Source organism: Pseudomonas kribbensis (genome assembly GCF_003352185.1).
Classification (GTDB): domain Bacteria; phylum Pseudomonadota; class Gammaproteobacteria; order Pseudomonadales; family Pseudomonadaceae; genus Aquipseudomonas; species Aquipseudomonas kribbensis.
The window spans coordinates 4,641,696-4,655,560 of the sequence record NZ_CP029608.1 but is presented as its reverse complement, the minus strand read 5'-3'; the positions used below and the strand labels follow the sequence as shown (position 1 = coordinate 4,655,560).

Sequence of the window (13,865 nt, the reverse complement as noted above, 5' to 3'; positions counted from 1 at the left end):
TTTGCGTAAAATGCCCGCCTTTCGTCACACCTCACGGATTTCGCGTCATGGGCACTCTTACGGTCAATCAGAACAAACTGCAAAAGCGCCTGCGCCGCCTGGCCGGCGAAGCAGTCACCGACTTCAACATGATCGAAGACGGCGACAAGGTCATGGTCTGCCTGTCCGGAGGCAAGGACAGCTACACCATGCTCGACGTGCTGATGCACCTGCAGAAGGTTGCACCGATCAAGTTCGAGATCGTCGCCGTGAACATGGACCAGAAGCAGCCGGGCTTCCCCGAGCACGTGCTGCCTGCCTACCTGAAAGAGCTGGGCATCGAGTACCACATCGTCGAGAAAGACACCTACTCGGTGGTCAAGGAACTGATCCCGGAAGGCAAGACCACCTGTTCGCTGTGCTCGCGCCTGCGTCGTGGCACGCTGTACACCTTCGCCGACGAAATCGGCGCGACCAAAATGGCCCTCGGTCATCACCGCGACGACATCGTCGAGACGTTCTTCCTCAACATGTTCTTCAACGGCTCCCTTAAGGCGATGCCGCCGAAGCTGCGCGCCGACGACGGACGCAACGTGGTGATCCGTCCGCTGGCCTACTGCAACGAGAAAGACATCCAGGCCTACTCGGACTTCAAGCAATTCCCGATCATCCCGTGCAACCTCTGCGGTTCCCAGGAAAACCTGCAGCGTCAGGTGGTCAAGGAAATGCTGCTGGACTGGGAGCGCAAGACCCCGGGCCGTACCGAGAGCATTTTCCGCAGCCTGCAGAACGTGATCCCGTCGCAACTGGCTGACCGTAACCTGTTCGACTTCACCAGCCTGAAGATTGATGAAACTGCCGCTTCGCGTTTCGTCAACGTGGTGAACCTGTAAGCGATCCGATCGCTTGAAAAAACGGCGCTCGCGGGCGCCGTTTTCAATTCGTTTTTTAGGAGAGGGCATGCGCGATTACAAGTGGCTGCACGAATACTGTCTGAACCGCTTCGGTTCGGCGGCTGAACTGGAAGCCCATCTGCCCGTTCCCAAGACTCCGGCGCAACTGCGCCAGATCAGCGACGACCGCTACCTCTCGACCATGGCCCTGCGGGTGTTTCGTGCCGGGCTCAAGCACAGTCTGGTGGATGCCAAGTGGCCGGCCTTCGAAGAAGTGTTCTTCAAGTTCGACCCGGAAAAGGTCGTGCTGATGAGCGCCGAACACCTTGAGCGGTTGATGCAGGACGCACGGATTATCCGTCACCTGGGCAAACTGAAAAGCGTGCCGCGCAATGCGCAGTTCATTCTGGATGTCGAGAAAGAGAAGGGCAGTTTCGGCGCATTGCTCGCCGACTGGCCGGTGACCGATATCGTCGGCCTGTGGACCTACCTGAAAAAGCATGGCCACCAGCTGGGCGGGCTGTCGGCGCCACGCTTCCTGCGCATGGTCGGCAAGGACACGTTCGTGCCGAGCTACGATGTGGTCGCGGCGTTGAATGCACAGAAGATCGTCGACAAAGCGCCGAGCAGTCTGCGGGATCTGGCCACGGTGCAGAACGCGTTCAACCAGTGGCATGAAGAAAGCGGCGGGCGGCCGATGAGCCAGATTTCGATGATGCTGGCGTATACCGTCAATCACTAAAACCGCGCTGCGCGCATCGCTAGCAGGCTAGCTCCCACAGAAGATTTGTGAACGTCGCAGATCCAGTGTGGGAGCCAGCCTGCTGGCGATAGCGGTCTCTCAGACGACGGAGACTTCGCCCTCGCCGGCCAGTTTGCGATTCAGCTGATACCGCCACCGCACATACAGCAGCGCCGAGCAGAACACCGCCAGACTGGCGATCATCTCCAGCACGCCAAACAGCTGACGGCTCGGGTCATACGCCGCCAGTGCGCCCTTGATGAAGTACAGATTCACCACAAAGCACATCCACGAATGCCCGCGGGCGCTGCCCATGATCATGGCGGGTGCCAGCACCAGCCACGGGATCAGTTCGATCAGCAGAATCACCCACGGCCGTGCGCCGTGCAGGTCGGCGAACACCAGGTAATACGCGGCGAGCAGTCCGGCCAGGCCGAAAAAGCACAGCAGACTGATCACCCGCATTGCCCGCACCCGGGGCTCCAGCCATTCGACGGCGGGCAGGACTTTCGGCTTTCTGGCCATCTCAGTTCCCCAGCTTCTGGGCCGTCCTGGCCAGACGTGCGCCCAGTGCGCGGCACAGCGCCACTTCGTGCTGATCGAGACCGCTTTTGCCGTCAGCCCCGGCGTGATGGCTGGCGCCGTACGGCGTGCCACCGCCCTGGGTTTCCAGCAGTGCCGACTCGCTGTAGGGCAGGCCGGTGATCAACATGCCGTGGTGCAGCAGCGGCAGCATCATCGACAGCAGCGTGGTTTCCTGACCGCCGTGCAGGCTGGCGGTGGACGTGAACACACCGGCGGGTTTGCCCACCAGCGCGCCGGTCAGCCACAGGTTGCTGGTGCCGTCGAGGAAGTACTTGAGCGGCGCCGCCATGTTGCCGAAACGGGTCGGGCTGCCGAGGGCCAGGCCGGCGCAGTTCTTCAGGTCATCCAGCGTGGCGTACAGCGCGCCTTCATCCGGAATGTCCGGCGACACCGCTTCGCACTCGGTGGAAATCGCCGGCACGGTACGCAGGCGCGCTTCGAGGCCGGCCTGCTCGACGCCACGGGCAATCTGCCGGGCCATCTCGTTGGTCGAGCCACTGCGGCTGTAATACAGAACCAGAATGTACGGCGCACTCACGGCAACAGCTCCAGGATCTGCTCCGGTGGGCGGCCGATGACGGCCTTGTCGCCGGCTTCGAGAATCGGGCGCTCCATCAACTTGGGATGCGCCGCGATCATTTCAATCAATTGTTTCTCGGTGAGACTGGAATCGGCCAGGTTCAGGGTCTTGTACTCGTCTTCGCCGGTGCGCAGCAGTTGCCGGGCGCTGATCCCCAGCTTGCCGAGCAGGGCCTTGATTTGCGCGGCGTCCAGCGGTGTTTCGAGGTAGCGCACGACGTTCGGCGTCAGGCCACGGGCTTCGAGCAGTTCGAGCGCACCGCGGGATTTCGAGCAGCGCGGGTTGTGATAAAGCGTCAGATCGGTCATGGGCGGGTCGCTTCTTGCGTAGAGTGGCGGCTATTCTAACTGTGCAGCGCGCAATCCAGAACCTTGGGAGGCGATGGGTCGCAGGCGCATTCAATTTTTCACAAGGAACATGACATGACACGGCGACTGGCAGCGGCATTGACGATCATCGGGGCGTTGATGCTGGGGGGCTGCGGTAACGACTACGGCATCGATCAGAACGGGCAGAAGGTCGCGTCCGAGCGCCTGGACAAACAATGGGTGGTACTCAATTACTGGGCCGAATGGTGCGGTCCGTGCCGCACGGAAATCCCGGAACTCAATCATCTGGCCGAAGAACTCAAGGGCAAGAAGATAGGGGTGTTCGGGGTCAACTTCGACAATGTGCAGGGCGAAGAGCTGAAAGGCGCCAGCGAGAAACTCGGCATCAAGTTCACCGTGCTGGCGCAGGATCCGGCGGACCTGTTCGAACTGCCGCGCAGCGAAGCCTTGCCCGTGACCTACATCATCGACAACAAGGGCAAGGTGCGGGAACAGTTGATGGGCGAGCAGACGGCGGCGGGGGTGATGGCGAAGCTTGAGGCGTTGAAGGCGACCAATTGAGGATCGTTCCCACGCGGTGCGCGGGAACGATCAGAAGGCTCAGCCTTCTTCCAGCCACCAGCGCAATGGCTTGCCTTCGGCAGGCCAGAAGCGCATCTGCTCGATGGGCGAAACGTCCCAGCGCTCGACTTTCTCCAGGGCCTGCAGGAAACGCTGTTCCTGCTCCATCAGCGCTGGAGCGCAGAGCTTGCGGGTCTTGCCGATCTTGCCGAAGCTGAGCTTGTCGCCATCGAGGGTGTAGGGCGCGAACCAGTGGTTGCAGCCGCCATTGCCATAGGCCCGGCCATCCTCGCCGAGGGTCACGGTCAGGTGGCTGTAATCCATCAGTGGCCGCTCGCCGATCCATTCCAGGATGTAGCTGCGGTCCTGTTGCAGTTGTACGGGCTCCGCGGCGCAGCCCATCAGGCCGGCGCCGACAGCGGCGGTCAGGGCCAGGTGTTTCATCACGCCGGCTCCTGGCATTTCGGGCACAGGTGCTTGTCACCGACGGCTTTCCAGCCCAGTTCTGCGATGCGTGCGGTGGCAGCCGGTTTTTCCGCAGGCTTGCCCAGTTTGGCGTCCACGGCGAATTCGAAGCTCAGCTCCTTGGCGCAACTGTCGCAGTTGACCTGCCAGGTGTGGATCGCCAGTTCGCCGAACACCGGGCCGGTGGTCATCGCGGTCCATTGACCCGGCGGGTTGATCAGATGGCGGACGGTGTCGACGGTCAGGCGCATGGACAAGTCCTTGCTGCCTTTGAGGGTCACGACCAGCACGTCACCGATACGGATCGAGCCACCGTTGCCGGTGACCTGATAACGGCCCGGTACGAGCGCGCGGCATTCGGTGAGGGTGTGTTGCGGGTTCATCAGGGTGTAGCGGAAATCGTGTTCGACCATGGGTCCTCCAAATATGCGCGACATGCTAGCACGGGCTTGATTGCAGAATAACGCGCACGTGCGACCTTCGATCCGGTTCAAATCGACACCACAGTCGTGGCAAACTGCCGCCTTCATCTCTAAGGAACGGAACATGGCGCTGATCGAATGTTATGAATGCAAGCGGAGCGTGAGCTCCGAAGCGACGGCGTGCATTCATTGCGGAGCTCCGTTGACGGAGGCGCAGGCACCGGCCAGGGCGAGCTCCGGTGGATCAACGATTTCCTTTGGCAGTCTGCCCCGGAACAAGGCGGTTCCCGAAGCTTTCGTCGCAGCGCCTGCGCCTGCCCCGGAACCCAAAGTCATGCCCGCCGCTGCCGGACGCCGGCGCCGGCAACAGGCCGAGCGAGCGGCTGAACCTCAATTGAATGCCGACGGCGTGCGTCCGGTCGAAGGCTGGTTGAAGATCATGGCGTTCCTGATGCCGATGATCTTTGTCTGGTTCCTGTTGCGCCGGGGGCATTCTTTCCAGCAGCGACTGATCGGCTTCGGCTGGCTCGGTCTGTTGATTCTGTGTGTGGCGATTTCTCCGACGCCACCTCCTGCTTGACGCCTGATCGCTCAGCCCTCGACCTGGTTCTGCGGTGATCCCGCCGCCCAGGTCGCGATGTTATGCAGGGTGGTCGCGGCAATCGCACCCAATGCTTCGCGAGTCAGGAACGCCTGATGCGCGGTAATGATCACGTTGGGGAAGGTCAGCAGTCGCGCCAGTACGTCGTCCTGTAACGGCAGGTCGGAGCGGTCTTCGAAAAACAGCTGCGCCTCTTCTTCGTAAACATCCAGCCCCAGATAACCCAGCTGACCGTCCTTCAGGGCGTCGATCAGCGCCGGCGTGTCCACCAGGCCACCGCGGCCGGTGTTGATCAGCATCGCGCCCGGCTGCATGTGCGCCAGCGAATCACGGTTGATCAGATGCTTGCTCTGCTCGTTGAGCGGGCAGTGCAGGCTGATGATCTGCGATTGCTCCAGCAGTTGCGGCAGACTGAGATAGCGCGCCCCCAGGGCTTCGACGGTCGGGTTCGGATACGGGTCGAAGGCCAGCAGCTCACAGCCGAAACCGTGCATGATTTTCGCGAATGTGGCGCCGATCTGGCCGGTGCCGACAATGCCGACAGTCTTGCCGACCAGATCGAATCCGGTCAGGCCGTGCAGGCTGAAATCGCCTTCGCGGGTGCGGTTGTAGGCCCGGTGCAGTCGGCGGTTGAGCGCAAGAATCAGCGCTACGGCATGCTCGGCCACTGCGTGGGGCGAGTAGGCCGGAACGCGCACGACCACCAGCCCCAGGCGTTTGGCGGCGTTCAGGTCGACATGGTTGTAACCCGCCGAGCGCAGGGCGATCAGCCGGGTTCCGCCGGCCGCCAGACGTTCCAGCACGGGAGCGCCGAGGTCATCGTTGATGAAGGCGCAGACCACCTCGTGCCGGTCGGCCAGCGGTGCCGTGTCGATACTCAGTCGAGCCGGTTGAAAGTGCAGTTCGATGCCGGCCGGGCAGTCGACGGCAAGGAAACTGTCGCGGTCGTAGGTCTGGCTGCTGAAAACGATCGTGCGCATGCAATCCTCCTGAAGCATCGACGCGGGCGCGAATCACCCGCGACCACTTTAGCCGCATCGGCGTTGACCGGCATTGCCGTGGATCAGGCGCTGATCTTCGCCTGCGCCGCCAGACGATTGATCGCCCGCTCCAGTTCATCCAGTGCGGTTGAGGCCTTGGGATCTTCCTGCTTGAGCAGGGTTTCACTGCGCTGGCAGGCAGCACGCAATTGCGGAACGCCGCAGTAGCGGGTGGCACCGTGCAGGCGATGCACCCGTTCGAGCAGACCGTTCTGATCCTGATTGTCGCGGGCCGTGCGAATGGCTTCGCGGTCAGCCTCGAGCGAAGCCAGCAACATGGCCAGCATGTCCGCCGCCAGATCTGCCTTGCCGGCGGCCAGACGCAAGCCTTCCTCGTGATCCAGTACCGGCAGGTCCTGATGTCCCACGAGGCTTTCACCGCCACGGTCCGGTGCCTGATTGCGCAGTGCCAGTCCCGTCCATTTCAGTACCACCTGCGCCAGTTGCCGTTCGCTGATCGGTTTGGTCAGGTAGTCGTCCATGCCGCTTTGCAGCAGTGCGCGTTTTTCGTTGGCCATGGCGTGGGCGGTGAGGGCGACGATCGGCAGCGGCGTGCAATGACGTTCGCTTTCCCACTGACGGATCGTCTCGGTGCTCTGGCGCCCGTCCATGCCCGGCATCTGCACGTCCATCAGCACCAGATCGAAGGTTTCGCTCTGCACGGCCTTGACCGCGGCGTAACCGCTTTCGACGGCGAGCACCTTGGCGCCCATGTCTTCGAGCAATGTCTGCACCAGCAACAGGTTGGCCGGGTTGTCGTCGACGCACAGCACTTTCGGCGCGCGGCTCGACAGCGGTTCGCCGGGTTCGCTGCGGGTCTGGCGCGGGTTGACCATGTCCGACAGTGCCCGGCGCAGCTTGCGGGTGCAGGCCGGTTTGGACTGGAGCTGGCTGTGCGGGTTGGGCACCGAGAGATGGAACAGCGTCAGTTCGGTGGTCGGGCACAACACCAGTACCCGGCAACCGAGGTGTTCGAGATCCCAGATGTGCTGGTTGAGTCGTTCCGGCGGCATGTCGTTGCTGGTGATGCCGAGCACCGCCAGATCGATGGCCTGATCGGTCTGATGGGCGCCAGTGACGCCATTGGTCAGGCTTTCCAGGGTATTGAACGGCGTGACGTCGAGCCCGCAGTCTTCCAGTTGATGCTGCAAGGCCTGACGCGCCAGTTCGTGGTTTTCCAGCACCGCCACCCGGCGCCCGAGCAATGGCGCGGCGGGCAGGTCTTCGGCATCGTCGCGGGTTTTGGGCAGGCTCAGGCTGATCCAGAATTCCGAACCTTCGCCCGGGGTGCTGTCGACGCCGATTTCGCCGCCCATCTGTTCGATCAGACGCTTGGAAATCACCAGGCCGAGCCCGGTGCCGCCGGGCTGGCGCGATAGCGAGTTGTCAGCCTGGCTGAACGCCTGAAACAACGCGCGCACGTCCTGGTTCGACAGGCCGATACCGGTGTCCTGAATGCTGATGCGCAGCTGCACGCTGTCTTCGTGTTCTTCTTCGAGCATCGCACGGGCGACGATGGTGCCCTCACGGGTGAACTTGATCGCGTTGCTCACGAGGTTGGTGAGGATCTGCTTGAGCCGCAGCGGATCACCGACCAGCGACAGCGGTGTGTCGCGATAGACCAGACTCACCAGTTCCAGCTGCTTGGCGTGGGCGGCAGGGGCGAGGATGGTCAGGGTGTCCTGCAACAGGTCGCGCAGGTTGAACGGGATGTGGTCGAGCACCAGTTTGCCGGCCTCGATTTTCGAGAAATCGAGAATTTCATTGATGATCCCCAGCAGACTGTCGGCGGATTTTTCGATGGTGCCCAGATAGTCGAGCTGGCGCGGAGTCAGCTCGCTTTTCTGCAGCAGGTGGGTGAAACCGAGAATGCCGTTGAGCGGTGTGCGAATTTCGTGGCTCATGTTGGCGAGGAACTCGGACTTGATCCGGCTCGCTTCCAGGGCTTCTTTGCGGGCCAGGTCCAGTTCGATGTTCTGGATCTCGATGGTTTCCAGGTTCTGGCGCACGTCTTCGGTGGCCTGATCGACGCTGTGTTGCAGTTCTTCCCGGGCGTTTTGCAGGGTGCCGGCCATGCGGTTGATGCCGGACGCGAGCTCGTCGAGTTCCTGGCTGCCGAGGGGCGGCAGACGGGTTTCCAGATGACCGTCCTTGAGTTGCGCGACCGCCTGTTTGATCTGGCTGATCGGGCGATTGATCGTGCGGCCCATGCGCAGGGCCAACAGTGCGGCGCCGGCCAGTCCCGCCGCTATCAGCAACAGACTGGCGAACAGGCTGCGGTAGCCGCGCAGCAACATGCCGTTGTGCGAGAGTTCCAGTTCCACCCAGCCGAGCAGGCGGTCGGACTCTTCAGGGATCAGTTCGCCGGCAAGGTTGCGATGCTTGCCGAAGACCGGCATCAGATAGCGGGTGGCATCGTTGCCGCTGCGCCGCAGCAATTGTGTGCTGTCGCCGCTGGGGGCCTGGTTGAGCATGGTCGGGCCGGCGTGGGCCAGCGGCGAGCGGTCGGGCGCGAGGAAGGTCACCGCGCGCACGTCCGGTTGTTCCAGGGATTGGGTGGCGATGCGCTCGAGCAGTTCGGCATCGCCGTGGCCCATGGCCGGCGCCACCAGCGGAGCGAGTTGCTCGGCGATCATTTCGCCGCGCTGCATCAATTGGGCCTGCAGGTCGGACTGCTGCGTCCAGGTGAAATAGCCGCCCAGTACCAGCGCCATCAGGCTGGTTGGCAACAGGGTCAGCAACAACACGCGACCTTTGATTCCCAGTTTCTTGAGCACGCCTATCTCCTGCATCCCGCTGATCATCGACTCTTGCGTGCTTCCGGCACGCGGCATGGGCGCAGTGTAGCGATTTGCTTGCGGGCATTCCCGGGAAAAATCATGTCGTGATCGGTCGTTTCGGTGCCAGTCATTTGTCCGGCAGGTCAACCTTGGGTTGCCGGGCGGCGGGCAATCTTGAATAATCCCCACAACTGAGAATTATTTGCAGATAGTCATGACTCCTGTCTCTGTTGGCCAGCCACGCATTCTTTCCATCGAGGACGATCCCGTCCTCGGTGCCTATGTTCACGAGCAACTGGGGCGCAGCGGCTTTCAGGTCACCTGGTGCCAGAGCGGCAGCGAAGGCCTGAGCATCGCCCGGCGCCAGCCGTTCGATGTGGTGTTGATGGATATTCTGTTGCCGGGGCTCGACGGCCTGAATGTGCTGACGCAACTGCGCCAGAGCCATTCCACGCCGGTACTGCTGATGTCGGCGCTGGGGGCCGAGGCTGATCGTATCAGCGGTTTTCGCCTGGGGGCCGACGACTATCTGCCCAAGCCGTTCAGCATGGCCGAGCTGCACGTGCGGATCGAAGCGATCCTGAGGCGGGTCGCCCTCGATCGGCGTCCTGCAATCAGCGTTGAGCCTGTAGCGGCGGGCGGTCTGCATTTCGACGAAGAACAGTGCGAGGTGTCCTACCACAATCAACCCGCCGGCCTGACTCGCAGCGAATACCGCTTGCTGGAAACCCTCAATCGCAATGATGAAGAGGTGTTGAGCAAGGCTTTCCTTTATCAGCACGTGCTCCAGCGCGGCTACGCGGCCCACGACCGCAGCCTCGACATGCACATCAGCCAGATTCGCCGCAAACTCAAAGCGATCGGCTACACCGAGCGGGAAGTACGCACGGTGTGGGGCAAGGGCTATGTTCTGAGTGCCGTCGATGAAGGTGTCTGATCTGCCGGGTCGACATTCGCTGTTCTGGAAACTGGCGTGTCTGCTGGTGGCGTTCTGTCTGCTGATGATCTGGTTGAGCTGGTCCTGGGGCCGCTATATGGAGGAGCGCAACCAGTTCCTCTCCGACGAGGCGCGCGGCACATTGGCCCGTTATGCCGCCGAAGCCGAAGTGGCGTGGCAGCGCGATCAGCGTGTTGGCATTGACCGCTGGTTGCAGAGCATGGAATTGCGCGAGGCCGGCTGGGTTGGCGTGATCGGCGGCAACCTGCAGTCGCTAAGCAGTGATCCGCTGAACGCACAGGAAATCCAGCATCTGACCTTTCTGCGCGGCCTCGACTGGCCGATTCACAAGCAGGGCCGGCCGTGGCTGCGTGTACCATTTCCTATAGAACCGGCCGCCGGCAGCCTGGTCATCGAGCTGCCTGAACGCTTCCTGCCGGGCAAGTACCGAGTGTTCTGGCGGGTGATCACCAATGGCGTGATTCCCGGTCTGTTCACCCTGTTGCTGTGCGTGGGCCTGTATCGCCTGCTGGTGGTGCCGTTGAACAACCTGCGCGAACAGGCCAACGCGTGGCGCGCCGATCAATTGAATGTGCGCCTGTCGAGCGGCATCACCCAGCGCCCGGACGAGCTCGGCGAACTGGCCCGGGCCTTCGATTCGATGTCCGAGCGCCTGCAATCGACCGTTGCCCTGCAACAGCAATTGCTGCGCGACCTGTCTCACGAATTGCGTACGCCCCTGAGTCGCCTGCGAGTGGCCAGCGAAAGCGAGCAGGACCTGCAATCGTTGCGCGAACGCATTGGCCGCGAAGTCGATGGCATGCAGCGGCTGGTCGAAGACACCCTGCAACTGGCCTGGCTCGAAACCGAACGTGCACCGCTGCCGGACGAAGCGATCCAGATCCAGGCGCTGTGGGAAATGCTTACGGAGAACGCCTGTTACGAAAGTTGCTGTCCGACAGGGCAGTTGCAATGTGCGGTGGATGCATCGTGCTGGGTGCGCGGCAACCTCAATACCCTGGCCCAGGCGCTGGAAAACATCCTGCGCAATGCGATCCGTCATTCGCCCAAGGGCGGCATCGTGCGGCTGGATGGCCGGCGTGACGGGGATTACTGGCATCTATGGCTGGAGGACGAGGGCGGCGGCGTGGCTGAGGCGGATCTGGAACGGATCTTCTCGCCATTCACCCGACTCGACGGCTCGCGGCCGGGGGACGGTGGTTTCGGTCTTGGGCTGAGCATTGCGAGGAATGCGGTGCAGCGCCAGGGCGGGACTTTGTGGGCCGAGAACGGTCAGTCGGGATTGCGATTGCATCTGCGGTTGGTGGCGGATGACAGCGCCCATTCCGGCGCCTTCGCTGGCAAGCCAGTTCCCACCGTGGATGTGTGTCGCCCGCAGATAGTGTGAACAGCACAAGAAAGTGTCAGCACTGCTGACACTCTTTAAAAAGCCGCACCAACGGCGCGACTTTTACTGCTTATTCCAAGAAACCATAAGCACCACACTTTGCGTGATATGGGCCGCGCAGGTTTGCCGGTATGATAGGCGCCCCCGCTGTCCGGATTGCGAAAAACGCCATGACCTTGCAGTACCCAACCATCGCCGATTGCGTCGGCAACACGCCGCTGGTGCGTTTGCAGCGCCTGCCCGGTGTCACCAGCAACACCCTATTGCTCAAGCTCGAAGGGAACAACCCTGCGGGTTCGGTGAAGGATCGTCCGGCGCTGTCGATGATCACCCGTGCCGAGTTGCGCGGGCAGATCCACGCCGGCGATACGCTGATCGAAGCGACCTCGGGCAACACCGGGATCGCATTGGCGATGGCTGCCGCGATCAAGGGTTACAAGATGATCCTGATCATGCCGGACAACTCCAGCGCCGAGCGCAAGGCGGCGATGACCGCCTACGGCGCGGAGCTGATTCTGGTCAGCCAGGAAGAGGGCATGGAAGGCGCTCGCGATCTGGCCCAGCGGATGGAGGCCGAAGGTCGTGGCAAGGTGCTGGATCAGTTCGCCAACGGCGACAATCCCGAAGCGCACTACACCACCACCGGTCCGGAAATCTGGCGTCAGACCCAGGGCACCATTACCCATTTCGTCAGCTCCATGGGGACCACCGGGACCATCATGGGCGTGTCGCGCTACCTGAAAGAGCAGAGCGACAGCGTGCAGATCATCGGCCTGCAACCGATGGAAGGCTCGGCCATTCCCGGCATCCGCCGCTGGCCGCAGGAATACCTGCCGAAGATTTATCAGGCTGATCGTGTCGACCGCATCGTCGACATGGCGCAAAGCGAAGCTGAAGACGTTACCCGTCGTCTGGCCCGGGAAGAAGGCATCTTCTGCGGTGTGTCCTCGGGCGGTGCGGTGGCAGCGATGCTGCGCCTGTCCAAAGAAGTTGAAAACGCGGTGATCGTCGCGATCATCTGTGACCGTGGCGACCGATACCTGTCGACCGGCATTTTCGACGCGGCCAACTGATGGCCAAGCACGAGAGAGGCCTGCGCTTCCAGCCCACCGGCGGCAGCAAGGCCCCGCAACTCCCGACCGGCAAAAAGCAGCGCTTGAAGATCGAGCGCCTGGCCAATGACGGTCGCGGCATCGCGTTTTTTGAAGGCAAGACCTGGTTCGTCCTCGGCGCCCTGGCGGGTGAAGAAGTCGAAGCGCGGGTGCTTGGCGCCCACGGCAAAGTGGTCGAGGCGCGCACCGAGCGTGTGTTCACCGCCAGCGAATTGCGTCGCCCGGCAGCTTGTCAGCACGCCGGGCGTTGCGGCGGTTGCAGCGTTCAGCATTTGCCCCACGGCGAACAGCTTGCCCTGAAACAGCGCATGCTCGCCGAGCAGCTTTCACGAGTCGCCGGTGTCGAACCTGAAGAGTGGGCTGCACCCTTGACCGGTCCGGAATTCGGCTACCGTCGCCGCGCCCGTATTGCCGTGCGCTGGGACAGCAAGGCCAAAACCCTTGAAGTCGGTTTCCGCGCTGCCGGCAGTCAGGACATCGTGGCGATCAGCGAATGCCCGGTGCTGGTACAGCCCTTGCAGCCGATCATGACCCGTCTGCCGGAGATGCTCCGTCGCCTGAGCAAACCTCAGGCGCTGGGGCATGTGGAATTGTTCAGTGGCTCGTCCTTGGCCGTTCTGCTGCGTCACATGGCGCCGCTGTCCGAGGCCGATCTGACGATCCTCAAGGATTTCTGCGCCTTCCATGAGGCGCAGTTGTGGCTGCACGGCGAAGGTGAACCGCAGCCGGTCGATGCTACGCAGTCGCTGGGTTATCGCCTTGAGCAGTGGGATCTGGAGCTGGCTTGGCGGCCGGGGGATTTCATTCAGGTCAATGCCGGGGTCAACGAAGCGATGGTCGCCCAGGCGCTGGACTGGCTGAAACCGACTGCCGATGAGCGCGTGCTCGACCTGTTCTGCGGTCTTGGCAACTTTGCCTTGCCGCTGGCCAAAACCGTGCGCGAAGTGGTGGCGGTCGAAGGTGTGCAGACCATGGTCGATCGCGCCGCCGCCAACGCTGCCAGTAACAATTTGCATAACACAAAGTTTTTTCAGGCCGATTTATCCCAGCCTTTGACCGATGCCGAATGGATCGGAAACGGCTTTTCTGCGGTACTCTTGGACCCACCGCGTGACGGTGCTTTCGAGGTGGTGCGCAAGCTCGCGACCCTGGGTGCCGAGCGGTTGGTGTATGTGTCGTGCAACCCTGCAACTCTGGCGCGCGATACGGTCGAATTGATCAAGCAGGGCTACCGGTTAAAACGTGCCGGGATTCTCGATATGTTTCCTCAGACGGCACATGTCGAGGCCATGGCGTTATTTGAAGCGAGCTAGGATGGCTCGTCTGATCCGACTGATCCGCTTGTGCAGCACTCGTCTTAGCCCCGCGAGTGCGAACGGGCAATCAAGGTCAGTGATTTGACGCATTGAGTCTGCGTCGTAGGGAAGGTAA

15 protein-coding genes are annotated in these 13,865 nt (G+C 62.1%); 8 read left to right on the top strand and 7 right to left on the bottom strand.

The annotated features are described in order from the left end of the window. The first annotated feature begins 47 nt into the window (after window positions 1–47). Together ttcA and DLD99_RS21220 are read left to right on the top strand one after the other, a co-directional pair. The gene (gene ttcA, locus DLD99_RS21225; protein WP_085647384.1) at window positions 48–872 is read left to right on the top strand and encodes a tRNA 2-thiocytidine(32) synthetase TtcA; all 825 of its coding nucleotides are present in this window, start codon (window positions 48–50) and stop codon (window positions 870–872) included. A gap of 67 nt (window positions 873–939) precedes the next feature. Continuing rightward, window positions 940–1,614, top strand: a complete 675-nt coding sequence (locus DLD99_RS21220; protein ID WP_085730411.1) for a DNA-3-methyladenine glycosylase I — start codon at window positions 940–942, stop codon at window positions 1,612–1,614. A 99-nt stretch (window positions 1,615–1,713) separates the two neighbouring features. Here the strand turns inward: DLD99_RS21220 and DLD99_RS21215 are convergent, their stop codons facing one another. The 3 genes from DLD99_RS21215 to arsC are packed head-to-tail and all read right to left on the bottom strand — an operon-like array spanning window position 1,714 to window position 3,087. After that, a complete protein-coding gene (locus tag DLD99_RS21215) occupies window positions 1,714–2,139 on the bottom strand; it encodes a DUF2069 domain-containing protein (protein ID WP_114884838.1) in 426 nt (141 codons plus the stop codon). 1 nt (window position 2,140) lies between these two features. Further along, the gene (gene wrbA / locus DLD99_RS21210; protein WP_114884836.1) at window positions 2,141–2,737 is read right to left on the bottom strand and encodes an NAD(P)H:quinone oxidoreductase; all 597 of its coding nucleotides are present in this window, start codon (window positions 2,735–2,737) and stop codon (window positions 2,141–2,143) included. Then, entirely contained in the window at window positions 2,734–3,087 is a 354-nt protein-coding gene (gene arsC, locus DLD99_RS21205) for an arsenate reductase (glutaredoxin) (protein ID WP_114884834.1), read from the bottom strand. The genes wrbA and arsC overlap by 4 nt, the downstream gene beginning before the upstream one ends. A 114-nt stretch (window positions 3,088–3,201) precedes the next feature. Here arsC and DLD99_RS21200 point away from each other — a divergent pair, with 114 nt between their 5' ends. Next, window positions 3,202–3,669 carry a TlpA family protein disulfide reductase gene (locus DLD99_RS21200; protein WP_114884832.1) on the top strand — a complete coding sequence of 156 codons (468 nt, stop codon included), beginning with the start codon at window positions 3,202–3,204 and terminating at the stop codon, window positions 3,667–3,669. Window positions 3,670–3,708: 39 nt separating this feature from the next. Here DLD99_RS21200 and DLD99_RS21195 read toward each other — a convergent pair whose 3' ends face one another. After that, window positions 3,709–4,113, bottom strand: coding sequence for an META domain-containing protein (locus DLD99_RS21195; RefSeq protein ID WP_085710985.1), 405 nt, complete (start codon window positions 4,111–4,113; stop codon window positions 3,709–3,711). Continuing rightward, window positions 4,113–4,547, bottom strand: a complete 435-nt coding sequence (locus DLD99_RS21190) for a hypothetical protein (RefSeq protein WP_007957770.1) — start codon at window positions 4,545–4,547, stop codon at window positions 4,113–4,115. Before DLD99_RS21190 ends, DLD99_RS21195 begins: the two co-directional genes overlap by 1 nt. 133 nt (window positions 4,548–4,680) lie before the next feature. On the opposite strand from DLD99_RS21190, the gene DLD99_RS21185 reads away from it, so the two are divergent. Further along, window positions 4,681–5,136 carry a hypothetical protein gene (locus DLD99_RS21185; protein WP_114884830.1) on the top strand — a complete coding sequence of 152 codons (456 nt, stop codon included), beginning with the start codon at window positions 4,681–4,683 and terminating at the stop codon, window positions 5,134–5,136. An 11-nt stretch (window positions 5,137–5,147) separates the two neighbouring features. Here the strand turns inward: DLD99_RS21185 and DLD99_RS21180 are convergent, their stop codons facing one another. Together DLD99_RS21180 and DLD99_RS21175 are read right to left on the bottom strand one after the other, a co-directional pair. Further along, entirely contained in the window at window positions 5,148–6,137 is a 990-nt protein-coding gene (locus DLD99_RS21180) for a 2-hydroxyacid dehydrogenase (RefSeq protein ID WP_114884828.1), read from the bottom strand. 83 nt (window positions 6,138–6,220) lie between these two features. Further along, a complete protein-coding gene (locus tag DLD99_RS21175) occupies window positions 6,221–8,974 on the bottom strand; it encodes a response regulator (RefSeq protein ID WP_085711023.1) in 2,754 nt (917 codons plus the stop codon). A gap of 217 nt (window positions 8,975–9,191) precedes the next feature. On the opposite strand from DLD99_RS21175, the gene DLD99_RS21170 reads away from it, so the two are divergent. The 4 genes from DLD99_RS21170 (at window position 9,192) to rlmD (ending at window position 13,747) form a co-directional block, all read left to right on the top strand. After that, complete coding sequence (locus tag DLD99_RS21170; protein WP_114884826.1) at window positions 9,192–9,914, top strand: response regulator transcription factor; 723 nt, start codon at window positions 9,192–9,194, stop codon at window positions 9,912–9,914. Next, window positions 9,901–11,322: a sensor histidine kinase gene (locus DLD99_RS21165; protein ID WP_114884824.1), complete on the top strand. Its 1,422-nt coding sequence runs from the start codon at window positions 9,901–9,903 to the stop codon at window positions 11,320–11,322. Before DLD99_RS21170 ends, DLD99_RS21165 begins: the two co-directional genes overlap by 14 nt. 170 nt (window positions 11,323–11,492) lie before the next feature. Further along, window positions 11,493–12,395: a cysteine synthase CysM gene (cysM, locus tag DLD99_RS21160; RefSeq protein ID WP_114884822.1), complete on the top strand. Its 903-nt coding sequence runs from the start codon at window positions 11,493–11,495 to the stop codon at window positions 12,393–12,395. Then, window positions 12,395–13,747: a 23S rRNA (uracil(1939)-C(5))-methyltransferase RlmD gene (rlmD, locus tag DLD99_RS21155; protein ID WP_114884819.1), complete on the top strand. Its 1,353-nt coding sequence runs from the start codon at window positions 12,395–12,397 to the stop codon at window positions 13,745–13,747. Before cysM ends, rlmD begins: the two co-directional genes overlap by 1 nt. Window positions 13,748–13,865 lie beyond the last annotated feature (118 nt).